The organism is Selenomonadales bacterium 4137-cl, from assembly GCA_032334055.1.
Taxonomy (GTDB): Bacteria; Bacillota; Negativicutes; order Sporomusales; family UBA7701; genus Anaeroselena; species Anaeroselena agilis.
In genome coordinates this window covers 177,154-201,367 of sequence record JAUOZS010000001.1, presented here as the reverse complement: position 1 = coordinate 201,367, position 24,214 = coordinate 177,154, and the positions used below count along the sequence as shown (strand labels likewise).

The window sequence follows — 24,214 nt, the reverse complement described above, 5'->3', positions numbered from 1 at the left end:
GTCCTATTTGTCAAAACTTCCCTGGCAGCTGCTGCCGCTGCCGGCTGTGCAGGCGAAGCAGTGGTCCCCGCAGCGGATCGGCAGCCCCATCAGATCCTTCACGGTGACGTTACCGATCGTCCCTTCCACCGCCGGCTGGCCGAGAGCCTGGTTGAAATCGCAGTCGAACAGCCTTCCCTGCCAGTCCACACTTATCTGGCTGCGGCACATCACCTGCGCCAGATTGCGCGCGTTCGAGCTTTCGGCGAGCATATCCGTATAACCCGCAAGCTGCCCCTGGTCCTCCAGATCGCTGCGGAAGCGCCCGATCGGCATATTGGCGATCGTAAACAGACTATCGAACCTTATTCCGAAACTGTCGCCGAGATTCTTCTTGTAATCCGCCTCAAGCTCGGCCTGCGGGCCAGGCAGGTAAGCGCCGCCTGGATTGTACACCAGATGCAGCTTCAGCTTCCCGGTGCCGAAGCCCAGCTCGTTCAGCCGCTGCAGCACCCCGATGTTTTTCCCGTATATGCCTTCGCCCCGCTGGGCGGCCACATTGTCCTCCAGGTAACAGGGCATCGACGAAACGATCTCCACACCGTGATCGGCGAAAAACTCCGGCAGGTGCGTCTTGCCGGGCTCCTCCAGAATCGCCAGATTGGAACGCACAATGATGCGCTTGACATTTGGCAGGCGGCGCAGCTCGCCGATGAAATAAGTCAAATTCTCGTTCGCCTCCGGCGCCCCGCCGGTAATATCCACGTCGATCGTCCCGGCCGCCGCGGCGAACCGCAGGCAGTCGTCCACGACCTCGCGGCTCATCGCCTCCCGCCGGTCCGGTCCCGCTTCCAGATGGCAGTGGCGGCACCGCAGATTACACACATAACCCATATTAACCTGAAAAACGTTAAACCCGTCCCTGACCAGCGGCTGCCCCGCCCCATCGACAAATTCCTGAAAACTGCGCATCGTTAACACTCTCCTTAAAGCGGTTTATCGTATCGATCCTTGGCAGCCGTTACCTTCCCCCAAACATCACCGACGGCCCGGTCAGCGCTTCCCAGCCTGCTTCCTCCAACAGCGCCCGCGCCTGTTCCACCGTCCAACCCCGCACCGTGGCCTCGCTGGTATCGCGCGGGTTGGCCCCCCGCTCCGCCCAGAACAGGTTGGCTCCGGCCATCGCTCCCATTCCGTTGGGCTCGTGGGTGCCGAACCCGATGATATCGTAACCGTTTGCCAGCCTGACCACCGCCAGGATATGAGCCATCCGGGCGTAACTGACCGACCCGTGGGCGCTGAGCGGCAGGCCGGGAATGTTGATCCTCCGGCAGGCGGCATTGTTCACCGGCTTGAGTTCCCTGGTCAGCACCGTCGTCGCCGCCACTTCCTCGACACTATGCTCCGGCCCCACCGGACCCACGCTAGTGCCCAACAGCAATCCGGCCTTCTTCGCCGCCTTGATGGTGCGGACCCTCACCTGCGGATCGATGGCCGTCACCTTGCCCTCACCGATACGCACGCAGTGGTAAATGCCGGCAATGCCGGCCTTCCTGAGCGCCTTGGCCCCCTCCTCGTCGAAATCGTCGATATTGGCGACCAGCGGCGTTTCCGGCTTTAGGGCGGCGCGTACCTCCCGCGCGTATCTTATGTACTCCGGCAGGGCAACGGCGGCGGTCGCCATCAGGTAAACGGCGTTGGCGCCGGCCGCCTCCAGCCCCTGGCAGGTCTCGATGATTTCCGCCAGGGGGTGAACCTTGGCGGCAGGGAAAACACTATGCTTCGCGGCAAACGAGCAATATTCGCAGTTCTTCGGGCACGGGCCGATATCGATGCCCACCTGGCCGTGAACCTCAGCCTTACCCCGCGCCGTTGCCTCGCTCATCTTCCGCGAAGCATACTGCAGCAAAAAACCTTCTTCCGACAGCCATGCGACGCCCAGCAGCTTTTTGATCTCCGCCGCCGTGATCTCACCGCCGTCGAGAGCCTTGTACACTATCCTGGCGATCCCTTTATCCATAATTCATCCCCTATCCTGTCAGCCGTCCCGCCCCGGTCGCTCCTCCGGCGGCGCGAACCTGAACTGGGGCTCCTTCTTCCTGATCTCCCGGGCCTCATCCCCGGTCTTCACCTCGAACCACACCCCTTCGACCCTGCGGCCGGAAAAGGTTGGCCCGAAGCGCACGGCTATCTCCCCGTCCCAGTCGTATATTTCCTGTATGGATGGTTCCAGGACGCGGAGCCTGAGCTGGCCGTACGAGTAGCGGGTGTGCTCCAGCGCGAGCAGTTGCATCAGCTCGGAAATGCTGTACTCCACCACCCCGGCCGCCCGCCTCGCCCAAATGATCTCGAAGACGGCCCTGGTATGCTTGCCCTTGTACTGGATGCCCTTCACCAGTTGATGTTCGGTATCGCCGGGCTCGATGGCGGCGATTAGCGCCAGCACCGTCGCGGAAAACCGGAAAACGATCTCCCCGTCGTTGAAACCGATCGACTGGAACCACTGCGTCCGGGTCAGTTCTCCCGTCCGCTCGTCGTACAGCCATACGCCCTTCTTCACCAATTTCTCGGTCTCGTTGGCCACAAAAGCGTAAAGGTCGTCGGCTACAGTCCCGCAAAGCGCCAGGAAATCACCTATCTTCATCCCGTAAACCGTCCGCGTCTGGTCAGGCCTGCCGTTCGTACAGGTAAGCGCAATCGCCGCGGTCAATATCTTCTGCTGCAGCTCGGTAAGAGGATCGCGGCGCCCGGTCAGGCCCGCCGCCCTAAGCAGCTGGTTGGGCCTTGCCTCCTGCCCGCCCGGCCGGAGAGCCGCCGCAGCGAGCCTATCGGCCGACAAATCCGTCAGGTTCCTTCTGAGACTGATTTCCATCTTCCCACCTCATGCCCATTATATAGCAACGAGGCTGACGATTGCAACTCAATTTTGATTTGCAATCGTCAGCCTCGTTCGCGAAAACCCGCTCCGTCAGGCGTTTTATTATCGTTGGCGCTATGGGTACCGCCCTGCCCGTTATTCCTGCTTCCCGTCCTTAACGGTCAACTCCTTCAGACGGAAGTTCTTGAACCGCTGGTAATAAGAATCGTTCGTATATATCGCCGCCAGCGGATTGTGGCCCAGCACCCTGTCCTTAACCGCCAGCACGCTTACCATTGCCTGGGAATATTTGATGAACAGCGAATCGTGCCCCACGCACAATCCCAGCAGAACGTTGAAATCGGTGCCGGCCGCGTTGAGCACCTCCGCCTGCGCGATCGGGTTGCACATCGTCTCGTACTCGCCGATCTTCACATGCTCGGACGGCTTGATGTCGATCGTCTCCTTCGGCACCCCGCCGACCTTGCAGATTACCGACACAACCTCCAGACCGTGCCCCTCGAAAATACGGCTTACGACCTCCGCCTCCTGGTGCAGCCCGGCGCAGAACGCCAGCCCCAGGCGACGGTAGCCCATCTTGTGGGAAAACTCGATAATCTCCTGGATTCTCGGCTTCACCGGGAAGAGATAATGAGGATTGGCCTCCCTGTCGATATAACATTCCGCTTCCTGCACACTGGCAAGGCGGGCAAACTCGTGGATATCGGCCTTTTCATACTCCTCCGCCGCCTTGGCGATAGCCTCTCCGTACAGATTTGTAGAGCAAAAAGCGGGGCTATGTCCCCCCGGCTGGCGACAAATCTTGTTAGGAATCTTGCACAACGCACACTTGCCTTTAGTCATTGAAACTACCTCCTCATGGACTTTCCGCCAAATGTCAGATTAATGACAGATTATAGATAATTCCCCGCCGGCCGATAAAATCCTCCCCGCCGAAATAATCGGGCCAGGAAGCGTCTGTCAAAAAACCGGCCACACTGCTATAATAAAAAAGGCCGCGGCATAAACCGTCGCCTATTATCAGCCGGGAGAGAAAAACGACAATGGAGATAAAAACGAGAACCGCCCCCGGTACGGCAAGCGCGCCGGCCAAAACCAGCACCACCCGGGATACCTGGCTTAAACTCACCCGCCCCCACACCCTCACCGCCTCCTTCGTCCCGGTAGCCATCGGCACCGCCTTCGCGCTGCCCCACGGACAAATCAGGCTTCCCCTGTTCGTCGCCATGCTGCTGACCAGCATGCTGCTGCAGGCCGCCACCAACATGTACAACGAATATTACGACTATCGGCGGGGCCTCGACAACGCCCAGTCTGTCGGCATAAGCGGTACGCTCGTGCGCGACGGCGTCACGCCGCAAACCGTCCTGACGCTGGCCCGGCTCACAGTCGCGGCTGCCTTCCTCCTCGGTCTTTTCCTCTGCCAGCAAACAAGCTGGTGGCTCCTGCCGGTCGGCCTCGGCGGCACAGCCGTGGGCTACCTCTATTCCGGCGGCCCCTACCCGCTCTCCGCCACCCCCTTCGGCGAAATCTTCTCCGGCGCCACCATGGGACTGGTAATCATCGCCGTCGCCTTTTTCATCCAAACCGGCTTCGTCTCCGCCGAAGCCTTCCTCGTGGCCGTTCCCACCGCCATTCTCATTGGCGCCATCCTGCTGTCCAACAACATCCGCGACCTCGACGGCGACAAACTTCACGGCCGGCGCACGCTGGCGATCCTTGTCGGCCGCAGGCCGGCCACCTTTCTGCTGGCGGCCATGTTCGCCACCGCCGCTCTCTGGGTCGTCTATCTCTGGCTAGCCGGTGTCGTCGGCCCCTGGAGCCTGCTCGCGCTCGCCAGCCTTCCCTTACCCGTCAAAGCCGTCCGCGGCTTCCTCAGCGGCGGCGCCACTCCGGCGGAACTAATGCCCGCTATGGTGGCCACCGCCCAAACCAACACCCTCTTCGGCCTCCTGTTCGCCGCCGGGCTGCTCGTCCAGCACCTGCTCGCCCGCTGAAGGGTGGTGCTCCTGCCGGCCGCCGGCGGCCAAATAGTACAATGCCCCGGTCAGCGCCATCGCCGGAAACGTGGCGCCGGTAGTCTCCACACACAGCGGCGCCTCCCTGAGCAGCAGGAAAACAGTGACGCCCGCCGCCCAAACCGCGGCAGCCCGCCGGTTGACGCCGCCACAGAACCAGTACCGTCCGTCCCGCCGGTCGATGGCCGCAACGTCATACCGTCCGCGGTTCACCAGGTAATAATCCGCGATCACGATCGCGAACACCGGCCCGAACACCATGCCGATATACTCGAGGAACAGGATGAAGGCGTGCAGGAAGCCGCCCGTATACAGCGGCACGGCGGTTACGGCCGCAGCGACCGCCGTCACCGCCCACAAAGCCGGCAGGGCCTTCATCTTCGCGGTCATATTCGTCAGGGAAATGCCGGCTGCCATAAGATTGATGGCATTGGCCGTGGTGCTTGTGATGATAATGACCAGGAACGCCACCATCCCTAGTCCCAGCTTGCTTACCACGGCGCTGGGGTCGGAATTGTTCGGGTCATAGCTTCCCGTAGCCACCGCCGCCCCGATTGTTACCACCGTGCCGGTCAGCGCGAACCAGAACAACCCGACATTCGCCCCCAGCATCGGCACCCAGGTGGCCGATGTTTTCGTTTTGCAATAACGGGTGAATTCCGCGATCGCCGGCACCCAGCCAAGGCTGAACGCCGCCATGATATCCATTGCCGCCCCGAAGGGCAGCGCTTTGTCGGGCGGCGGCCGCCAGGCGACTATCTGACTCAGCGACACCTGCTGGAAAACCACGGCTGTCTCCCACGCCGCCAGCAGCACCACCAGCGCCACGCCCACGCGTTCCACGATTTTTACCGAATTGTGACCGGCGGCGATCGAGACAAGATGCAGCGCACTCATAACCACGATTCCCGCCAGCATTGTCGCATCGCTCCCCGGCTCGCCGTAGGCCGGCCAGCCGAGCAGCTCCTTTAGCACGAAGCTCACGGAAATCGCGGCAATGAATGTGTTGACCGCCGTCCAGCCGATGAACTGCGTCGTATTCAGCAGCGAAGGCAGCAGGCTGCCCCTGATACCAAACGCAAAGCGGGTGATGGCCATCGTCGACACCCCGGCCCGAAAGCCGATTAACCCCACCAGCGCCATGACAATGTACGCGACGGGGTTCGCCAGTGCCGTCACATACAGCGACGGCACAAAGCAGGCAGCAGCGACCACTCCGCCCACATACCAGGTACCGTTGTTCGCGTTAGCCCCCACCCATGTGGCGAACATATCCCCCGGACCGATATTACGGTCTTCAATCGGCACAGGCTCGACGGCGGCGTACTCCTTCGCCCGCGGCCCTTCAAGCCCGCTTCCGGCTCGTTCAGGCACAGCAACCCCGTGGTCCGTCATCCGACAATCTCCATATCCGTCTCGGCCGGCCGCCTTTTCACGATCATCCGGCCGTCGCGGATGGAGTACAACACGCCCGCCAGGTTGCGAATCGCCTCAACTTCGCTCTCGGCATCGAGAATAAGCAGGTTGGCCGGCTTACCAGGCTCGATGCCGTAGCTCCCTTCCACCCCCAGCACCCTCGCGCCGTTGTCGGTCACCAGATCAAGCGAGCGGATAATCTCCCCGTAGCCCATCATCTGGCAGACATGAAGGCACATGTCCAGTTCGCGCAGCGGGTTGCCTGTCCCCAGCGGATACCAGGGGTCCATGATCGAATCCTGGGCGATGGCCACATTGACGCCTGCGCCCAGCAGCTCCCTGACCCGCGTGACGCCCCGGCGCTTCGGGAAAGTGTCGAAGCGCCCCTGCAGGTGGATGTTCTCGGTCGGACAGGCGACGATGCTTACGCCGGATAGCCTGAGCAGCCGGAATAGCTTGTTCGCGTACGCGTTGTCGTAGGAATGCATCGCCGTCGTGTGACTTGCCGTCACCCTCGCCCCCATGCCCAGGCGATGAGCTTCCGCCGCCACCGTCTCCAGAAACCGCGAGGCCGGATCGTCCGTCTCGTCGCAGTGGATATCGACCCTCCGGCCGTGTTTCTCGGCCAGGGCGAGCGCGAATTTCACCGATTCCACCCCGTATTCGCGGGTAAACTCGTAGTGGGGGATGGCGCCGACGACATCCGCACCCAATTTCACGGCTTTTTCCAACAGCTCGCGCCCTTGCGGGAAGGACAAAATCCCCTCCTGGGGAAAAGCGACCAGTTGCAGTTCGATAAGCTCCCTGACCTCTTCCTTCACCGCCAACAGCGCCCGTAGGGCCGTAAGCGCGGGGTCGGTCGTATCGACATGGCTGCGGACGAACTGCACCCCCTGGGATACCTGCAGCTGGAGGGCCTTTTTCGCCCTTCTCTTCACATCTTCGACCGCAACCGACTTCTTGCGCTCCGCCCACAGCTCGATCCCCTCGAACAACGTGCCGCTTTCGTTCCAGCGCGGCTCGCCGGCGGTGAACACGCAATCGAGGTGGATATGGGGCTCCACATAAGGCGGGATGACCAGCCTGCCGGCCGCGTCGACTATCTCTTCCCCCTCGCTGGCGACCTGCGGCGCGACCGCCGCAAACCTCCCGCCCCTGATGAGGAGCTGCCACAAGCCTTCTTTCCCCCTGAGCCTGGCATTCTTTACAAGCATAGCGCCCTCCAGAACATAAGATTTGGCTGCCTGTTCCACTGTTTTAAATAAGTTAATTACGACACGGCGAAAACTTACTCCTCCCGCGCCGCTGTCCCGGAGGCTCCTTGCCCCCGGCCGGGCATAACATAAATCCACCTAAGTGTAGAGGAAAAAACAAATCCCGCGATGTATAATCAAAATACGCCTATTCATTCCGTCACTATAAGAGGGTGGACACGCCGTGGACATTAACAAGAACAGGGAAATACTGGATCAGATGTTCGAAGGAGTCTATATCGTCGACAAAGACAGGACGATTCTGTACTGGAACGCCGCAGCCGAAACACTCACCGGCTATCCCGCCGCCCAGGTAACCGGCAGGCGCTGCCACGACAATCTGCTGCTGCATGTCGACGAGAACGGCAAAATCCTCTGCGAGGACAGTTGCCCGCTGGTAGGCGCGCTGCAGGAAGGCAGAGTAAAAGAGGCGCCCGTCTACCTGCGCCATGCCCAGGGGCACCGGGTACCGGTCACCGTCCGCGCCATCCCGCTGCGCGACGATGCCGGCCAGGTAAACTCCACCATGGAAGTGTTCACCCGCAGCGGCAGCGTCACCAGCATCGAACAGCTCAAGGACCTTGCCCAGAAGGCCTTCCTCGATTCTCTCACCGGCATCCCCAACAAGCAATACATCGACGGCAAACTGGAAAACGTGCTGTCCAGCGAGATGCCAGGCGAAAGTTCCGGCCTCGGCCTCCTGTTTCTCGAGTTGGCCAACCTTCGCGAAATAAACGACGATTTCGGCATGAATGCCGCCAACACCGCAATTAAGGTATCCGCCCGCACGATCGTGGAAAACCTTCCGCCCGGCGACCTGGCGGCCAGGTGGTACGGCGGCCGGTTCCTCGTCGTTTCCCGCATGGATACAAAAGCCGTCCTGCTCAACTGGGCCAACAAAATAAAGGCCCTTATTCAACAATCGGTCATCGAAAAAGATGAAGACATTCCCCTCAAGGTATGCATCGGCGGCCTGGTCGCCAAAAAAGGCGACAACATCCAGCTTGTATACCACGCCCTGGAAAGCGTCCTGAGAACCAGTATCACAGCCACCGCCAACATCAGTATTAAAGCCGACGCCATCTGAGTTTGCCGCCAGAAGCAGGCTGTAAACCGCAAAACCCGCGCACCGCGCGGGTTTTGTCCTATCCTTTTGCCTTATATTCCCCAGACTTCCGCTGCCTGATGGGCAGCCGCACAGTAAAAGTTGCCCCCGAACTGCCGTCGCTTTCCAGCATAATATCGCCAAGATGCTTATTGACGACGATATCGTAGGAAATGCTCAGGCCGAGGCCGGTACCCTGACCGACAGGCTTGGTCGTGAAAAACGGGTTGAAGATGTCCGTACGGATCTCCGCCGGGATGCCCGGCCCGTTATCCGCGATGGAACAATAGACGTTCTCGTCGTCGCGGTAAGTACGGATCTTAATCAGCCCCGTCGCCTCGGAATGCCTGCTTTTCACCGCCTGGGCGGCGTTCATGAGAATGTTGAGCAGCACTTGGTTCACCATACCCCCAACAGCTTCTATCGGCGGAAGTTGGCCGTAATCTTCCTCCAACCTCGCCACGTATTTGACTTCGTTACGCGCAACAATCAACGTGTCCCTGATGCCGGCGTGCAGGTCGTACTCCTCGAAAAGCTCCTGGCGGTCCACGCGGGCGAACGGCAGCAGCGCCTTGACGATCTTCGCCACCCGGCTGATTCCGTCCCCGGTCTCGGTCAAAATCGGCGACAGGTCCTCCATAATGTAGTCGAGCCTGGCCCTCTTCTCCAGCGCCGCGAGATCATCCGCCAGGTTCCGCGCACGCTCCGTGTCCCCTTCCCGGACCAGCCGGCCAATTTCCCGATAAGCGCCGATCATGTCCGCAATCTGGCTGAGGTACTGCCGCAGCGTATCGAAGTTGCTCACGACAAAACTGAGCGGGTTGTTGATTTCGTGGGCCACGCCGGCGGCCAACTGTCCGATGCCGGCCATCTTCTCCTGCTGGATAAGATGAGCTTGCGTCTGCTGCAGCTTCTGCAGCGCCTCCCGCAGTTCGGCGTTCCTCTCCTCCAACGCGCGCTCCGTTTCCTTCTGCTCGGTAATGTCCTGATTTGCCCCATACCACAAGACAGGCCTGCCGTCTGCATCCTTGACAATGTTGATCTTCACGGCGATCGTCCGCACCTCGCCGTCCCGGCGGATTATGCGGTGTTCGAGCCGGGTCGAATAACACCCCTGACTTTCTAAAGAATTACGCAGTTCCTTTTCCACGATCCAGGCGTCGTCCGGGTGGACGAATTCCCTGGCGTATTCCTCCGGGGTCATGAACCGTCCTTCCCGGGCAGTATCACTGCCGAATAAGGCGTAAAATTCATCGTTGAACTCGAAGCTCTGCTTATCCGCGCGGAAATGCCACGGTCCAAGTTTGGCCAGCTCCGCCGCCAGGGACAGAGTCTCCCTGCTCACGCGCAGGGCCTCCTCCATCACCTTCTTCTCGGTGATATCCTGCTGGATGGACAAATAACAGGCAAGCTTGCCTTCGGCGTTCATGACCGGACATATCGACGCTAGCACCCAAAAAAGCTCGCCGTTCTTCTTCCTGTTGCAAAATTCCCCGCGCCACTCCCGTCCGGCTTCAACAGTCGCCCAGACCTCGTTATAATAGCTATCGGGGTGAACTCCCGACTTCAGACAGTCGCGCGGGGCCATGCCGTTCACTTCCTCGGCCTTATAACCCGTAACCTGCGTGAACCTGGCATTTACATAAGTAATCCTGCCATCGGGGTCGGCGATCAGGACAATGCCCGGGCTTTGGTCGACCGCCAGTGACAGTTTGCGGATTTTCTCCTCCGCCAGCACGCGTGCGGAAATATTCTCCGACACCCCCACGACCGCCACGACCGCCCCATCATCATCTTTGATGGGCGAGTAGACCAGCCTGACGTACTTCTCCCCGTCCGCGCGCGGAACCACGCAAATCCCTTCATGAGCCTCGCCGTCCTGAAAGGTCTGCTTCGCCGGGCAGTTCAGGCAGACCTTCCTTTCCGCGTGGCCCAAAGACGCGTGGCAACACGGGGCCTGAGAATAATCGACGTCGGGGAATACTTCCCGGATGAACCTGTTTGCAGCCAGAATACGCATGGCGCGGTCGATGACGACCACGCCAAAATTGACACTGTCCAAGACGCTCTTTGCCATTGCCTCCGGCTTGTTCAGCGCCGCCTCGTCCCGCCGGCGTTCGCCGAGCTCTCGCCCGAATACCCCGTCGATATCTGTTTCTGAAGCGCTCAACCCTCGTCCGGACATACTGCCCCCCCGTTCCCCGCCGACCACATACAACTCCCTATGATCAGCGAGCATACTACCGGAAACTGATATTGTCCTGATTATTTCTATCATCATGGTGTCGCTTCCTTTTTTCCGGTCCATCTATTATGTTCGCAAAGTCCAGCAAAAAAGGTAGCCGTATTGCCGGCTACCTTTTTCTTCTATGCTTATCGCTGTTCGAGAAGTTATCTGTCGCCGGTTTCACAAACCGATACCGTTGGTCTCCCGCGGCTTCGTGCGCAGTGCGGCGATCTTGCCGTTGTAATAGCCGACCTTCCCGTACTGTTCGTCCCAAAAGGCCTGCTCCCGCATCCCGTCGAGAAACGCCTTGCTGTAGCCGAACTTCAGCCAGTCGCTCTCCTTCCGGGCGAAAAGCCGTTCCTTATCGCCAGCCCTGCGATAATCGTACACCTGCTCTTGCGTGGCGCCCAGGAAAATATCGCCCGCCCACCGGTCGAGTACGAATGGCGCGGTCTCCAGATAGCGGCCGTCAAGATCGTCAAGCACCGACTGATAGCGGTCGAAACCGTCGGTCGCCACGGTCACCACGTTATCCCCCGGGCCGAGCCGCAAATACTTGGCCAGTTTGATCGCCCCCAGCACGTTGCAGACTCCCGAAGGTCCGAAGCAGTCCCTCAGCCCCAGGGCAGACCCCCGGTCGATCCCCAGCCTCGTCAGCGTATCCGCGCCATCGCGAAAGACCTTCAATCCCTGGACCGTCTCTTCATCCCTGATCAGCACGACGAAATCGGTTGTCAGCACATTGTGGATCAGCGTGCACATTTTATCGCCGATCCCCTCGATCCGGTGCTGCCCCCGGCCGCCGTTGGCCAGTGTGGAGCATTCGTACGGCTCGAGGGCGGCGACCTTCGCCTCCGGAAAAACGGCCTTGATCTGATCACCGGCGGCTAGCGTCCCCGCCGACCCCGGAGCGGAAGCAAACCCGGCGATCCTGCCGTTGCCGATCCCCCTCACCGCCGCCACGGCGCTGTTGCCGGTGACGTGGCGGTGGAAGCGATAATTGGGAAACAGCTCAAACTGGGCCAACGCCTTATATTGGGGATTACGCATCATCTCATGGGTCCGTTCCAGGGTCAGGATAACATCCGATTCCGAACCCGGCGTAAGCTCGAGCTCCCCGCCGTATTTCTCGATGCGCTCGTACCGTTCCCTGCTCATATTGTCCGGCATGATGACGATGGCTCGGAACCCGAGCAGCCTGGAGATATATGCCGTGCCGATGCCGAAATTGCCTGTGGAAGGGCCGAGGATGGTATGTTCGCCAGGGACGATTTCCCCGTCCACCAGCCCCTCCATCAGCGTGCTGTAGGCCGGCCCGACCTTGTGGGAGCCGGAAGGGAAGGCGCAGCCCAACAGCACGACGATATTGGCGTCCACGCCGGTCAATTCCGGCGGCAGCACCAATCTGCGCACCTCGTTGGCCTCATCCCGCCAGGTGATATTGAAAAGATTGACCGGGTCAAGCTCGTTCCCCCTCGCGGCGATCGCCCTTTCCCGCAGCGCGCCGTCCAGGGTGCCGGGGTCAAGCATCTCGTCGTATGTAGGCCCAAAGGGGATTATACCCATGTCCGCGCCTCCCTTCATGTATTTGGCCAAGAACGTTACAATTTTTGCGGCAACAAGGCAAAGAACCTGCACGCCTGGACGATGTCCTCGACAGGACAATACTCGTTGGCCATGTGGGCCGTTTTCTCGACCCCGGCGCCGAACCCGATCGTCGGTATCCCCAGCTTGGCCGAGGCCACCCCGTTAGTGGAAAAGTTCCATTTATACGGCCGGGGCTCGCCGCCGAACACCTCCCGGTACGCGGCAAAGCAGCCCTGCGCCAGGGGATGCTCATGCCCGATCTCCCAACCCGGCAGATAGGAGTGCAAAACGATCTCTTCCCCGGTATAGCTTTGCCCGACCGCGTCATGGATTTCCCAGTCGGCGTCGACGTCGCCGATCAGTGCGGTAATCTCCGCGCCGACCGCTTCCTCGGTCTCGTGCGGGCAGATGCGACGGTCGACATACAGCGTGCAACTGCCTGGCACGGCGTTCAACGACGCGGAAACGCTCTCGATTTTCGTCAATGCTATCGAGGGCCGCTCGGGCGGCATCGCCATATACTTCCTGCCGAGCTCCTCGATACGCCCGATGATCGCGGCCGCCTTATAAACCGCGTTGTCGCCCTTTTCAGGCGCCGCCCCGTGGGCGGAAACCCCCTTCACGTTAATCTTATAGATCGCCCGCCCCAGATGGCCGACCGCGATATTCAAATGGCTCGGCTCGCAGATGACCACGTAATCCGGCTTCAGCCCGTTGTCCACGAGCGCGCGGTGCAGCCCCGCGCCGTCGAAATCCTCCTCCATGACCGTGCAGCAAATATAGATCGTCTTGCCCGCCGCCAGGCCGAGCTTCTTCATGATATGCCCGGCGTAAACGGTGGCCGCCAGCGAGCCTTTCATATCCGAGGCGCCCCGGCCGTAAAGCTTACCGTCTTCGATGTCGCCGCTGTACGGCCCGTGCACCCATTCTTCGGCGTCGTTCACCGCCACGTGATCCATATGCGAGTCATAAAGCAAGTGCACCGGCCCGTTGCCGATCACGCCGATGATATTACCGACCTTATCGACGATCACCTCGTCGTAAGCCAGCTTCTCCATTTCCCGCCTTATCCGGGCGACAAGATCGGCCTCGCGCCCCGTCCTGCTCTTGATGCGGACAAGGTCGCGGGCAAAAGAAATAAGCTCGCTTTCCACAGCGCCGACAGCCTCCTGCACCTGCCTGTTCATAACGATCATCCCTTTCATCATGTTATGCCCGTTCATCCCCGGGGAGGATGCGGCTCCATAATGCCGCCTTGCATAAACCCCTGTTTAATATATAATTATATTGATATTTTTTTATATTTCTATAACGATATTGACGAATAGTATCGTTATATTGCGCGAGAGGCCAAAATGCAGATAACCGACATCCGCATCGACGCAAACAGGCGGGAAACGACCCTGCACGGCAGCTACGACTTTCCCGTGGCGGTGTATCTCGACCAGTTGGACAAGAACATCCTCGGCTTCGTCAACTGGCACTGGCACGAGGAAATCCAGCTATCGTTCGTAACCAAGGGGCAGGTCGAGTTCCGGGTCAACCAAAGCGCCCACATCCTGAGCGAGGGCCAGGGCATCTTCATCAACAGCGGCTGCCTCCACATGGCGCGCGCGGCCGCCGCGCCCGACAGCACCTATATCTGCATAAACGTTGACCCCAGGCTGCTGTCGTTCTTTCCCGGCAGCGCCATCGAACAAAAGTACAGCAAGCCCCTGCTGAAGAGTCGCGGCTTCTCGGCTGTCGTCCTGGAGTCCGCCATTGACCGGCAGCGGTCGATACTGGTCGCGATCGAAGAAATCTTTAAGCTCTATAACCGGAAGGCCTTCGCCTACGAATTCGACATCGGCCTGGCGCTGGCAACCGCCTGGCGGCAGCTTGTCGCCATGCAAAGCGAAACGGCGCCGGAGGAAGACGCGGGCGAATACCTGGACCAGCAGCGGATAAAGACGCTAATGGCCTATATCAACGAACACTATATGGAAAAGCTCGCCCTGCGGGAAATCGCGGCCGCGGCCAATATCAGCAAGGGTGAGTGCTGCCGCTTCTTCAAGCGGGCCGTAAAATGCACCGTCTTCGAATATGTCATGAACTGCCGCATCAACAAAAGCATCGGCCTGCTTAAGGAAACCGGCCTGACCGTCAGCCAGATAGCTGATGCGGTGGGCTTTGGCAGTACAAGCTATTTTATCGAGTGCTTCAAAAAAAAGCTTTCCTGCACCCCCAAGGAGTACAGGAACCGCCTCGCCGCTCGCGACAGTGCGCCGCCTGTATAATATCGACCTCGCCGCCGGCCCGGCCGGCCTCCGGCGTCAGACGCCTTTAAAGCGGACCACGAACTCGGTACCGCCCACACCGGTAGTAAAATCTATCGCCGCACCGTGCCGCGCGGCGATACTGTAGCAGACCGACAGACCCAGACCCGTACCGTTTTCCTTGGTGGTCGTAAACGGCGTACCGATTTTGGCGATCATGCTGACCGGGATTCCCGCCCCTTCGTCGCGGACGGATAATACGACATCTTTACCGTCCCTCGCTGTTGCGATCGTCAGACAGCCCTTATCCTCCATCGCTTCGAGCCCGTTGCGCACCAGGTTGATGAGCAACTGCCTGAACTCGCTTACATCCACGCGGGTATCCGGCAGGTCGGGAGTCAGCTCAAGACGCATGGTTTTGTCCCCCGCCGCCGCGTCGACTTCAAGCAGCGGGTAGATTGCAGAAATAATCGTATTGATATTTATCCTTTCCAATTTCACGGCTTTGTTTTTTGCGAGCGCCAAGAACTCGGAAATAATCGCGTTGGTCCGGTCTAGCTCGTCGATCATCACCTGGAACATCCCGCGCTGGTTTTCAAACTGCTCTTTGCCCGAAAGAAACTGGAGGTAGCCGCGCACGGTAGTCAGCGGGTTCCTTACCTCATGACCGATGCTGGCGGCCATTTCGCCGATCAGGTTCAGGCTGTCGAGGCGCTGGACCTCCCGCTGCGCCCGGTAAAGCTCCGTCTGGTCGCGGATGATGACCAGAGCCTGGACTTTGTTGATCGTCGCCGTCCGGATCTCCAGGGAACATACCGTATCCTCGCTCTGCCCGGAATAGTTCGCCATCTTGGTTTTCCCCAGCAGCAACGATGAAAGAACCAGTTCCCTGACCAACTGGGCGAGATGGGCGGGGAGCATATCGTCCACCGTTTTATACTTATCCGCCGCTATCAGGTAGCCGGCGAAGTGCTCGGGCACCCGGTAATCGAACAGCCTTCCCGCGGCATCCATCCGGAGCAGCATATCCGGCAGGGCGTTCAGGGTAGCCTTCTGGCGCTCCTCGCTCTCCCGCAGGTGGTTTTCCGCAATAATCCGCTCCGTAATGTCCTGGTTGCCGCCGAAAATCTTTTCCAGGTTGCCGTCGGCATCCCGGTTCATAACTCCCCGCCACACCCTGATTGCCCGGACTTCCCCGTCCCGGCGGACAACGCGGTGTTCGATAATACTGGGGCCTTGGCTGGTGGAATCGGCGATCACTGCCCGCACCATTTCCGCATCCTCCGGGTGGACGAACTCGCGCACATAAATCTCCGGGGCCATAAAACGCCCCTCTCTGGCCATCGTCGTCCCGTAGACGGCGTAAAACTCGTCGCGGAATTCGAAAAGGCCCTTTTGTTGATCATATACCCAAGGGCCGAGGTGGGCCAGCTTCGCCGCCACGGACAACTGTTCCCGGCTGGCGCGGAGCTCTTCCTCCATGATTTTGTATTCGGTGACATCCTGATTTACCCCAAAGGTCCTGGCCGTCTCGCACCCCAAGTCCCATTGCTCGACCGCCCACACCCTTATAGTGCGCACCGCCCCGTCACGGCGAATAATGCGGTGCTCGCACGTTCCCGGTCTTCTTCCTTTGCTCGATTCTGCGAATATTTCCAGCACCAGCCGCGCATCGTCCGGATGGACAAACTCCCTGACATACTCTCCCGACGCCATGTAACGCCCTTCCCTGGCCATCGTCGTACCGTAGATTGCGTAGAAATCGTCGTTGAACTCGAACAAATCGCTGTCAGGCCTGTACTCCCACGGTCCCAGCCGGGCCAACGACGATATTTGTCCGATGATGCTCCGCTTCCGGGAAGCCTGCGGTTCTCCCGCCCCCGCCCGGCAGCAGCCCTCCCTGCTCAACAGCAGCAGCAAATCTTTGTAAGCCTGCAGCTCTTCATCCTCGAGCGCCTTTATTCCCTCTTCGCCCACCCCTGCGACGATACTGCGCAGTGTCCGTACAGCGTCCCTCAGATCTTGCAGCCCGTACCCCAAAACAACCCTCTCTCCTTTTAATTGATCTCTCGACACACGACCGCTCGGCCACCCTCACGTCTCACGTTCCTAAAAAATTCCATAAATATCAGGAAAATCCTCCTGCTTCCACACATAAAATTACAATTTATGCCATAAATTGCAGTTGCATGCACTCTGCGGCGCCGCGGCCGGGAACAGGCAATATATCTGACCGAGCAGGGAGCTTAAAGGAGGAAGAACGGGGCAAATTGCAGAATAAATCATTAGCAATTTTCAATGGACGGTGGAACATGGACATTAAAGACAGCGGCAACAGAACAAAATTCGACACCGGAGCGGTCAGGGACTTCCACGCAGGAAAAGGGCGGTATGATCTGCTCCCGTGGGACGCGATCCACGAACTGGCTATCCATTGTGAACAAGGCGCGAAAAAATACGGCGAGCGCAACTGCGAAAAAGGCATTCCGATCCATTCCTTGATCGACAGCGCCGTCAGGCACTTGTCCTGCTACCTGAGAGGGATGAAAGACGAGCCGCATTTGCGGGCAGCGCTTTGGAACGTCGCCTTCGCCATCTGGATGGAGAAAAACCGGCCCGATATGCAGGACATACCTGTCCGGATGCCCCCGGGCGACAATAACAATAACGACTGACCGGCATCGCGCCCCCCTTGCTCCCCTGTCCCGCCGGCTGCCCGTGCAAACACAAACCCGCGACTATAGGTCGCGGGTTTCTTGCATCACCTGCCCCCTCTCATTGAATGGGCTTGATGCTTGCGTTCAGGCCGGCGATAGCCCCCGATACGGCTATCATGGAGTTAAGGTTCGTTACCGGGTTGTTGGTCAACCCTATCAACAGATCCTGCAAAATAAGCATGGCGAAGACGGCGACGTAGTTTCCCGTCATTATGGCGTTGGTCGCCGATTCGGCTGCTATCACAGCCTTCTCCTCGATATTCTGCCGGTCCAACTCATGACCCCCTCCAGTTTTTTTATATCTTATGCCTGCCCATTTTCCCGCAGAACGGAATCGTTTGCGGCCCTTGCCGGGTTCCCGCATAAGAAAGGGCCGCCCCTGCGGGCGGCCTAATCCTCTGCAATCCATATTTCGTTCGCATAGACCCGGGTCAAACCATCTCCGGCTCCGACGAAACCTCGATACCGATCTTGCCATCGGCAACGGTCAGCTCCACATGGCTGCCTTCCGGCACCTCGCCCTTGACGATTTTTTTGCTCAGCTCGGTTTCGACAAGCCGGCCGATAAGCCGTTTCAGCGGCCGTGCCCCGTAGTTCGGGTCATACCCCTCCCTGGCCAGTAAAGCCGGCACATCGTTGTCCCAGGCGAGACTGATGTTCAGTTGCTTTTTGACCCGGGCGCCGAGGTTCTTGAGCAACAGGGCGGCGATCTCCGCCACCTGCTCGCGGGTGAGGGCTTTGAACACGACGATATCGTCGATACGGTTGAGAAATTCCGGGCGGAAATGGCTCCTCATCATATCGAGCACGCGCTCTTTCGCCACGGCGAAATCGCTGTTCAATATCTCATGCGAACCGATGTTGGAGGTCATAATTACGACCGTGTTCTTGAAATCTACCGTCCGGCCCTTGCCGTCGGTAAGGCGGCCGTCGTCGAGGATCTGCAGCAGAATATTGAACACATCGTTATGAGCCTTTTCGACTTCGTCGAGCAGAATGACGCTGTACGGGCGGCGACGCACGGCCTCGGTGAGCTGGCCGCCCTCGTCGTAACCCACATAGCCGGGCGGCGCGCCGACCAGACGGGAAACGGAATGCTTCTCCATGTATTCGCTCATGTCGATTCTGATCATGCTGCGTTCGTCGTCGAACAGCACCCCGGCCAGCGTTTTCGCCAGCTCCGTCTTGCCGACCCCGGTCGGCCCCAGGAAGATGAACGAGCCGATGGGACGGTTGGGGTCCTTGATGCCTGCCCGGGCGCGGATAATGGCCTCGCTGATGGCGGTAACGGCCGCGTCTTGCCCAACAACCCGCTCGTGGAGCACCTCCTCGAGGCGGCTGAGCTTTTCCCGCTCGCCGCTCAGCAGCCGGGTTACGGGAACGCCCGTCCAGCGGCTGACAATCTTGGCGATGTCGTCCTCATCCACTTCTTCCTTCAGCATCACCTTATGCGACCGCTTTTCGGCCAGCAGGCTTTCCTCGCTTTTGAGGCGCTTTTCCAGCTCCGGCAGTTTGCCGTACTTTAACTCCGCCAGCTTGTTGAGATCGTAGTCTCTTTCCGCTGTTTCCATCTCGGCGCGGACCGCCTCGATTTCCTTCTTCAGGTTGCGCAGGCGCATTATGCCCTGCTTCTCCATCTGCCACTGGGCCTTCAACGAATCGGCCTGCTGCTTGAGGTTCGCCAGTTCTTCGCGGATGCGAACCAGTTTTTCCTGGGACGCGGGATCGCTCTCTTTTTTGAGGGCCTGTTCCTCGATCTCAAGCTGCAGAACGCGCCGCGAGGCTTCGTCCAGTTCTCCGGGCATGGAATCGATCTCGGTGCGCAGCTTGGCCGCCGCCTCGTCCACCAGGTCGATGGCCTTGTCCGGCAGGAAACGGTCGGCGATGTAGCGGTCGGAAAGCGTCGCGGCGGCCACCAGGGCGGCGTCCTTGATTCTGACGCCGTGGTGCACCTCATACCGCTCCCTCAGGCCCCGCAAGATTGAAATCGTATCCTCCACGCTCGGCTGTTCGACGAAAATAGGCTGGAAGCGGCGTTCCAGTGCGGCGTCTTTCTCGATATGCTTGCGGTATTCGTTCAGAGTGGTGGCGCCAATGCAGTGCAGTTCGCCGCGCGCCAGCATCGGTTTGAGGATATTGCCCGCGTCCATCGCGCCCTCGGCCGCTCCCGCCCCGACAACGGTGTGCAATTCGTCGATAAAGAGGATGATATTGCCTTCGGCTTTCTTGATTTCTCCCAAGACATTCTTCAGGCGTTCTTCGAATTCGCCCCGGTACTTCGCCCCGGCGACCATCGCTCCCAGGTCGAGGGAGTAGACGACTTTATTCTTCAGCCCTTCCGGCACGTCGCCGGCTACGACCCGGCGGGCCAGCCCCTCGACGATGGCCGTCTTGCCCACGCCCGGCTCGCCGATAAGCACCGGGTTGTTTTTTGTCCGGCGCGACAGGATCTCCACCACCCGGCGAATCTCCTCGTCCCGCCCGATCACCGGATCAAGCTTGCCCTGCCGGGCCAGATCGGTAAGATCCCGGCCATACTTGGCCAGCGCCTGCATGCTTTCCTCCGGGTTGTCCGACGTTACCTGCTTGCCGGCGCGGAAGCCGTTGATCACCTCGAGAATGCGGCTGCGGTTCAGGCCGAAGTCCCGGCAGGCGGCGACCACATCGCTGTCGCCGTCTTCGGCGACCGCCAACAGCAGATGCTCGACGCTCACATAATCGTCCTTCATCGCCGCAGCCTGCTTCTGGGCCAGCGCCAGCACCCGGACCATGGCGGTGTTCATCCTGAGCGCGCCGTCCTGGCCTTTCACCGCCGGCACGCTCTTTAACAATTGTTCAAGCTTGGCCCGGAAATCCTGAAGCCTGACATTCAGTTGGGCGAGAATATAGGCTATTATACCTTCGTTGTCCTTCACCAGCGCCAACAGCAGATGGCGGGTGGTCAGTTCCTGATGGTAGCTTACGGCGGCAAGCTGCTGAGCCTCCTGAATGGCTGCCGTCGCTTTCTGGGTGAATCTGTCCTGATCCATACCGGTAACCTCCTGCCTCTCGTGATTCTATCTGTTTTCGTTATTCTGCCGCAGGTCGCGGATCTTCTGGTAAAGCTCCTTCTCGGCCTCCGTCTGTTCCGGCGGAATGTCGATACGGACCCTCAGGTAAAGGTCTCCGAAGCCGCTTTCCTTGGGCAGCCCCTTTTCGCGGATTCGCAGCCGCTGACCGGAATGAAGTCCTGGCTGGAGCTTCAACTGGACGGGACCGTGGGGAGTGGGCACCTGCGTTTTATCGCCCAGGACAGCCTGGTCGGGGTAAATGACCAGTTCGGTCTCCAGATCGCTGCCGTTCACCTGCCAGCCGCCGCTCGGGGTCGCCTTTATCCGCAGATACAGATCGCCGTCAGGCCCGTTGCCGTAGCCCTTTCCGCCCAAGCCCTTGAGGCGCAGCGAGGCTCCGGGGTGAAGCCTTGCCGGAATCTTTACCTTCACCTTCTTTGTCTCCTCGGTCACGCCCGTCCCCGCGCAAGACCGGCAAACTCCCCCCCGGGAAAACCGCTGGCCGCCGCAAACGGAGCAGGGGCTGGGCGCCGAAAGGCGCAGCTCCTTCTCCGTTCCGTGAATAAGTTCGTCCACCGTAAGACTTATTTCGGCGTCGATATCTTCACCCCGGTAAGACATCTGCCCGCTCCCGCTGTTTTGGCGGTTGTGGGCAAAATCCTCGCCGAAAATACTGGCGAAGAAATCGCTGAACCCGAAGCCGCCCAGATCAAAATCGGCCGGGCCGTGGTAAGTGTATGTCCGGCCGCCCGGGCCCGCGTGATCGAAATCGAACTCGTCGCCGGCCTTCCAGTTCTTGCCGAGACGGTCGTATTTGGCCCGTTTTTCGGCGTCGCTCAGTACCTCGTAAGCCTCGTTGATCAGCTTGAATTTCTCTTCCGCCGCCGCCTTCGCGTCGCCTTGATGAAGGTCGGGGTGATGCTCGCGGGCCAGTTTTCGGTACGCTTGTTTAATCTCTTTTTCCGAGGCAGCCCTCGGAACCTTCAACACCTCGTAATAATCGATAAACTTCACAGGCATCACCCCCGACCGAATAAGAGCTCACTATTCATATTCGACATCGATCGCGTCATCGTTGCTCTTCGCCTGGCCGCCGTCGTTCACCTGGTTTTGCGGCGGCTCCTCCGGCTTGCACTGGCACGCCTGGCTGTAGGCCTGCTCCAGTTCGTCCTTGGCCTCGCGCAGTCTGGCGATGTCGGCTCCGCCTTCCAAAGCCTGCTGCAGCCCCTCCAGCGCCGCGTTCAGGCGGCCGGTTACATGGGCCGGCAGCGTCGCCGCCTTTTCGCTGAGGAAACTGCGGGCCTGATAAGCAAGGGAATCGGCGTCGTTTTTCAGCTCCGCATACTGGCGGCGCTTTTTGTCATCCTCGGAATAACGTTTCGCATCTTCCACCATCCGCTCGATGTCCGTCTTCTCCAGGTTGCTCGCGCCGCTGATGGTGATCGACTGCTCCTTCCCGGTAGCCTTGTCTTTGGCGCCGACCGTCAGGATGCCGTTGGCGTCGATGTCGTACGTCACCTCGATCTGCGGTACGCCGCGGGGCGCCAAAGGAATGCCGGTCAGCTTGAACCTTCCGAGGGTCCGGTTGTCGCCCGCCATCTCCCGCTCGCCCTGGAGGACATGGATTTCCACCTCCGGCTGATTGTCGGCGGCTGTGCTGAAAACCTCGCTGCGCCGGGCGGGGATTGTCGTATTGCGCTCGATGATCCGCGTCATGACGCCGCCCATCGTCTCCACGCCGAGGGACAGCGGCGTTACGTCCAGGAGCACCACATCTTTCAGCTCGCCGCTGAGCACGGCGGCTTGAATGGCGGCGCCCACCGCCACGACCTCGTCCGGGTTAACGGTCTGGTTGGGCTCCTTGCCGGTCATCGCCTTGACCAGGCGCTGCACCGCGGGAATGCGGGTCGAGCCGCCCACCAGGATGACCTCGTCGATATCCTTGGCCGCCAGTTTGGCGTCGGCCAGCGCTTTCTCCACCGGAATGCGGCAGCGCTCAATAAGGTCGCGGGTCAGCTCGTCGAACTTCGCCCTGGTCAGCTTCGCTTCCAGATGCTTCGGGCCGTTGGCGTCGGCGGTGATGAACGGCAGGTTGACCGTAGTTTCGGTAACGGCCGACAACTCCACCTTGGCTTTCTCGGCAGCCTCGGACAGCCGCTGCATCGCCTGCTTGTCCTTAAGGATATCGATGCCGTTCTCGCGCTTGAAATTATCCGCCAGCCAGTCGACAACCGCTTTGTCGAAGTCGTCGCCGCCGAGGTGGGTGTCGCCGTTGGTGGACTTCACTTCGAACACGCCGTCGCCGACCTCCAGAATCGAAACGTCGAACGTGCCGCCGCCGAGGTCGAACACCAGGATAGTCTCATTCTTCTTTTTGTCCAGGCCATAGGCCAGCGCCGCGGCGGTCGGCTCGTTGATGATCCTCAGGACATTAAGCCCGGCAATCCGCCCCGCGTCCTTGGTGGCCTGGCGCTGGGCATCGTTGAAATAAGCCGGAACGGTTATTACCGCGTCGGTTATTTTTTCGCCGAAATACTTGCTTGCGTCGTCCGCCAGCTTGCGCAGCACCTGCGCCGCAATCTCCTCAGGAGCATATTCTTTACCCTCCACGAGGAATTTAACAGTGTCTTCCTGCCCGCGGCCGACCTTATAGGGAACAAGTTTCATTTCCTCGGCCGCCTCGCTGTAACGGCGCCCGATGAACCTTTTCGCCGAATAAAACGTCTTGCCGGGGTTCAAAATAGCCTGGCGTTTTGCCAACTGCCCCACGAGCCGTTCGTTGTCGCGGAACGCGACGACCGACGGGGTCGTCCGGCCGCCCTCGGCATTGACGATAACCTCGGGCCGCTCCCCTTCCAGCGCGGCGATAACCGAATTTGTCGTGCCCAGATCTATACCCACTACCTTAGCCATGGTCGATGCCTCCTTTAATGTTTATATTACAATCTTAACCGATAATTATTATTAATTAAAATTCGCTATGCAGCCAAATTCGGCTGATTCCTGGCGTTTTTATCCATTTTTCAGGGGCAGCATCTGATTGTCACATTTTTATTTGACTTTTTGACTTTTAAGCAGCGGAACCGACAACAAAAAGGAGGAGCAAGTCATGGTCCGCCGTAGCGCCCCGATCTGCTCCCCCCGACTCTAGCTGACCAGTCCAAAATACTCGACCAGGGTCACCACTGCCAGAACTTCGTCTCTTGCAATTTGTATTTCCAGATTCTCGAGGCCCAGGTCGGCCACCGTAACCTTATCACCCGACTGCCTGTCGCCAACGTCGACTTCCACATACTCCGGCAGCCCCACAGCTTTTCCCTTCGCGCTGATTTCCGCCCTCGTTACCTGCAAAGCGAGTTTCCTCCGCTGGAGACCGTCCAGGCCGGAGAAAACGATCGGCAGCCTAAAGCCCCGGGGGGAATCTTCGCCGACAACCAGCAGATAGGCATGCGCCGGTCTGCCGGCTTTCCCATCTCCTTTACCGCGCCGCGCCCGACCCTGACCCTCGAGCGCCGCCGGTCGCAATTCCACTTTCTGCGCCAATAAAAAAACCCCTTCCAATTTTCGATTGCAACAAAAATCAGCCGAGGCGGGCGTTAGCACTTTATGTCGATCAGTGCCAACGCGATTTTGATTATATTTTAGCCATCGGAAATTCTTTTGTCAAGCAGCCGCTGTTCACTTGGCGCGCTCGCCGCACACCATAGAGAACGGCGTAGCAGCACGGAA

General features: G+C 59.5%; 19 protein-coding genes. 4 read left to right on the top strand and 15 right to left on the bottom strand.

Features of this window, described 5'->3' with window-relative positions; translation table 11 throughout:
• Positions 1-3 precede the first annotated feature (3 nt).
• From arsS to Q4T40_00890, 4 genes are all read right to left on the bottom strand, one after another.
• On the bottom strand, positions 4-951 hold the full coding sequence (arsS, locus tag Q4T40_00905; GenBank protein ID MDT8899807.1) for an arsenosugar biosynthesis radical SAM protein ArsS: 948 nt from the start codon (positions 949-951) through the stop codon (positions 4-6).
• A 49-nt stretch (positions 952-1,000) separates the two neighbouring features.
• The gene (locus tag Q4T40_00900) at positions 1,001-1,999 is read right to left on the bottom strand and encodes a radical SAM protein (protein MDT8899806.1); all 999 of its coding nucleotides are present in this window, start codon (positions 1,997-1,999) and stop codon (positions 1,001-1,003) included.
• Positions 2,000-2,017: 18 nt separating this feature from the next.
• Entirely contained in the window at positions 2,018-2,851 is an 834-nt protein-coding gene (locus tag Q4T40_00895) for a replication initiation protein (protein MDT8899805.1), read from the bottom strand.
• Between the two features lie 141 nt (positions 2,852-2,992).
• Complete coding sequence (locus Q4T40_00890) at positions 2,993-3,700, bottom strand: DUF1847 domain-containing protein (protein MDT8899804.1); 708 nt, start codon at positions 3,698-3,700, stop codon at positions 2,993-2,995.
• Positions 3,701-3,900: 200 nt separating this feature from the next.
• Here Q4T40_00890 and Q4T40_00885 point away from each other — a divergent pair, with 200 nt between their 5' ends.
• Entirely contained in the window at positions 3,901-4,854 is a 954-nt protein-coding gene (locus Q4T40_00885; protein ID MDT8899803.1) for a 1,4-dihydroxy-2-naphthoate polyprenyltransferase, read from the top strand.
• On the opposite strand, the gene Q4T40_00880 is transcribed toward Q4T40_00885, so the two are convergent.
• Both Q4T40_00880 and codA read right to left on the bottom strand, forming a co-directional pair.
• Complete coding sequence (locus Q4T40_00880) at positions 4,759-6,270, bottom strand: cytosine permease (GenBank protein ID MDT8899802.1); 1,512 nt, start codon at positions 6,268-6,270, stop codon at positions 4,759-4,761. The two genes, Q4T40_00885 and Q4T40_00880, sit on opposite strands and share 96 nt — an antisense overlap.
• Complete coding sequence (codA, locus tag Q4T40_00875; protein MDT8899801.1) at positions 6,267-7,505, bottom strand: cytosine deaminase; 1,239 nt, start codon at positions 7,503-7,505, stop codon at positions 6,267-6,269. Before codA ends, Q4T40_00880 begins: the two co-directional genes overlap by 4 nt.
• Before the next feature lie 223 nt (positions 7,506-7,728).
• On the opposite strand from codA, the gene Q4T40_00870 reads away from it, so the two are divergent.
• Complete coding sequence (locus tag Q4T40_00870; protein ID MDT8899800.1) at positions 7,729-8,631, top strand: GGDEF domain-containing protein; 903 nt, start codon at positions 7,729-7,731, stop codon at positions 8,629-8,631.
• Between the two features lie 58 nt (positions 8,632-8,689).
• Here the strand turns inward: Q4T40_00870 and Q4T40_00865 are convergent, their stop codons facing one another.
• From Q4T40_00865 to Q4T40_00855, 3 genes are all read right to left on the bottom strand, one after another.
• Positions 8,690-10,834 carry a PAS domain S-box protein gene (locus tag Q4T40_00865; protein MDT8899799.1) on the bottom strand — a complete coding sequence of 715 codons (2,145 nt, stop codon included), beginning with the start codon at positions 10,832-10,834 and terminating at the stop codon, positions 8,690-8,692.
• 222 nt (positions 10,835-11,056) lie between these two features.
• A complete protein-coding gene (locus Q4T40_00860; GenBank protein ID MDT8899798.1) occupies positions 11,057-12,442 on the bottom strand; it encodes a pyridoxal-phosphate dependent enzyme in 1,386 nt (461 codons plus the stop codon).
• A 35-nt stretch (positions 12,443-12,477) separates the two neighbouring features.
• Positions 12,478-13,671 carry a YgeY family selenium metabolism-linked hydrolase gene (locus tag Q4T40_00855; GenBank protein MDT8899797.1) on the bottom strand — a complete coding sequence of 398 codons (1,194 nt, stop codon included), beginning with the start codon at positions 13,669-13,671 and terminating at the stop codon, positions 12,478-12,480.
• 147 nt (positions 13,672-13,818) lie between these two features.
• On the opposite strand from Q4T40_00855, the gene Q4T40_00850 reads away from it, so the two are divergent.
• Positions 13,819-14,739 carry an AraC family transcriptional regulator gene (locus tag Q4T40_00850; protein ID MDT8899796.1) on the top strand — a complete coding sequence of 307 codons (921 nt, stop codon included), beginning with the start codon at positions 13,819-13,821 and terminating at the stop codon, positions 14,737-14,739.
• A 36-nt stretch (positions 14,740-14,775) separates the two neighbouring features.
• On the opposite strand, the gene Q4T40_00845 is transcribed toward Q4T40_00850, so the two are convergent.
• A complete protein-coding gene (locus tag Q4T40_00845) occupies positions 14,776-16,758 on the bottom strand; it encodes an ATP-binding protein (protein MDT8899795.1) in 1,983 nt (660 codons plus the stop codon).
• 272 nt (positions 16,759-17,030) lie between these two features.
• Between Q4T40_00845 and Q4T40_00840 the strand changes: the two genes are divergently transcribed.
• Complete coding sequence (locus tag Q4T40_00840) at positions 17,031-17,393, top strand: DUF5664 domain-containing protein (GenBank protein MDT8899794.1); 363 nt, start codon at positions 17,031-17,033, stop codon at positions 17,391-17,393.
• Between the two features lie 100 nt (positions 17,394-17,493).
• Here Q4T40_00840 and Q4T40_00835 read toward each other — a convergent pair whose 3' ends face one another.
• The 5 genes from Q4T40_00835 to Q4T40_00815 all read right to left on the bottom strand — a co-directional run bounded on the left by Q4T40_00835 (position 17,494) and on the right by Q4T40_00815 (position 24,028).
• Positions 17,494-17,709: a hypothetical protein gene (locus tag Q4T40_00835; GenBank protein MDT8899793.1), complete on the bottom strand. Its 216-nt coding sequence runs from the start codon at positions 17,707-17,709 to the stop codon at positions 17,494-17,496.
• Between the two features lie 157 nt (positions 17,710-17,866).
• Positions 17,867-20,464, bottom strand: a complete 2,598-nt coding sequence (gene clpB, locus Q4T40_00830; GenBank protein ID MDT8899792.1) for an ATP-dependent chaperone ClpB — start codon at positions 20,462-20,464, stop codon at positions 17,867-17,869.
• Positions 20,465-20,491: 27 nt separating this feature from the next.
• Positions 20,492-21,505: a J domain-containing protein gene (locus Q4T40_00825; protein ID MDT8899791.1), complete on the bottom strand. Its 1,014-nt coding sequence runs from the start codon at positions 21,503-21,505 to the stop codon at positions 20,492-20,494.
• A gap of 24 nt (positions 21,506-21,529) precedes the next feature.
• The gene (dnaK, locus tag Q4T40_00820; protein ID MDT8899790.1) at positions 21,530-23,398 is read right to left on the bottom strand and encodes a molecular chaperone DnaK; all 1,869 of its coding nucleotides are present in this window, start codon (positions 23,396-23,398) and stop codon (positions 21,530-21,532) included.
• Positions 23,399-23,632: 234 nt separating this feature from the next.
• Entirely contained in the window at positions 23,633-24,028 is a 396-nt protein-coding gene (locus Q4T40_00815) for a hypothetical protein (GenBank protein MDT8899789.1), read from the bottom strand.
• Between the last annotated feature and the right edge of the window lie 186 nt (positions 24,029-24,214).

Excerpts from the sequence above, each read along its gene's own strand:
- Q4T40_00880 (MDT8899802.1), bottom strand. The coding sequence starts at position 6,270 with ATGACGGACCACGGGGTTGCTGTGCCTGAACGAGCCGGAAGCGGGCTT.
- Q4T40_00860 (MDT8899798.1), bottom strand. The coding sequence starts at position 12,442 with ATGGGTATAATCCCCTTTGGGCCTACATACGACGAGATGCTTGACCCC.
- Q4T40_00825 (MDT8899791.1), bottom strand. The coding sequence starts at position 21,505 with ATGCCTGTGAAGTTTATCGATTATTACGAGGTGTTGAAGGTTCCGAGG.
- codA (MDT8899801.1), bottom strand. The coding sequence starts at position 7,505 with ATGCTTGTAAAGAATGCCAGGCTCAGGGGGAAAGAAGGCTTGTGGCAG.
- Q4T40_00900 (MDT8899806.1), bottom strand. The coding sequence starts at position 1,999 with ATGGATAAAGGGATCGCCAGGATAGTGTACAAGGCTCTCGACGGCGGT.
- Q4T40_00885 (MDT8899803.1), top strand. The coding sequence starts at position 3,901 with ATGGAGATAAAAACGAGAACCGCCCCCGGTACGGCAAGCGCGCCGGCC.
- Q4T40_00865 (MDT8899799.1), bottom strand. The coding sequence starts at position 10,834 with ATGTCCGGACGAGGGTTGAGCGCTTCAGAAACAGATATCGACGGGGTA.
- clpB (MDT8899792.1), bottom strand. The coding sequence starts at position 20,464 with ATGGATCAGGACAGATTCACCCAGAAAGCGACGGCAGCCATTCAGGAG.
- Q4T40_00850 (MDT8899796.1), top strand. The coding sequence starts at position 13,819 with ATGCAGATAACCGACATCCGCATCGACGCAAACAGGCGGGAAACGACC.
- dnaK (MDT8899790.1), bottom strand. The coding sequence starts at position 23,398 with ATGGCTAAGGTAGTGGGTATAGATCTGGGCACGACAAATTCGGTTATC.
- Q4T40_00890 (MDT8899804.1), bottom strand. The coding sequence starts at position 3,700 with ATGACTAAAGGCAAGTGTGCGTTGTGCAAGATTCCTAACAAGATTTGT.
- Q4T40_00895 (MDT8899805.1), bottom strand. The coding sequence starts at position 2,851 with ATGGAAATCAGTCTCAGAAGGAACCTGACGGATTTGTCGGCCGATAGG.
- Q4T40_00840 (MDT8899794.1), top strand. The coding sequence starts at position 17,031 with ATGGACATTAAAGACAGCGGCAACAGAACAAAATTCGACACCGGAGCG.
- Q4T40_00855 (MDT8899797.1), bottom strand. The coding sequence starts at position 13,671 with ATGATGAAAGGGATGATCGTTATGAACAGGCAGGTGCAGGAGGCTGTC.
- arsS (MDT8899807.1), bottom strand. The coding sequence starts at position 951 with ATGCGCAGTTTTCAGGAATTTGTCGATGGGGCGGGGCAGCCGCTGGTC.